The following is a 548-nucleotide window of genomic DNA, read 5'->3' on the forward strand; positions in this document are numbered from 1 at the left end:
TCGGCTGCTGACGGCCCGATGCCGCAGACCCGCGAGCACATCCTGCTGTCGCGCCAGGTCGGCGTGCCGTACATCGTCGTGTTCCTGAACAAGGCCGACATGGTGGACGACGCCGAGCTGCTGGAACTGGTCGAAATGGAAGTCCGCGAGCTGCTGAGCAAGTACGACTTCCCGGGTGACGACACCCCGATCATCTCCGGTTCGGCCCGTCTGGCGCTGGAAGGCGACCAGAGCGACATCGGCGTGCCGGCCGTGATCAAGCTGGTCGAAGCCCTGGACACCTGGATTCCGGAGCCGGAGCGTGACATCGACAAGCCGTTCCTGATGCCGGTGGAAGACGTGTTCTCGATCTCGGGCCGCGGCACCGTGGTGACCGGTCGTATCGAGCGCGGCATCATCAAGGTCGGCGACGAAATCGAAATCGTCGGTATCCGTCCGGTCCAGAAGACCACCGTGACCGGCGTGGAAATGTTCCGCAAGCTGCTGGACCAGGGCCAGGCAGGCGACAACGCCGGTCTGCTGCTGCGCGGCACCAAGCGTGACGACGT

Annotated in this window: 1 protein-coding gene; it reads left to right on the forward strand. The window is 64.8% G+C overall.

The window, feature by feature from the left end:
• A partial coding sequence (locus HGB51_RS20145) for an EF-Tu/IF-2/RF-3 family GTPase (RefSeq protein ID WP_246233720.1) occupies window positions 1-548 on the forward strand: 548 nt, incomplete at both ends.

The organism is Stenotrophomonas bentonitica (assembly GCF_013185915.1).
Lineage (GTDB): Bacteria > Pseudomonadota > Gammaproteobacteria > Xanthomonadales > Xanthomonadaceae > Stenotrophomonas > Stenotrophomonas bentonitica.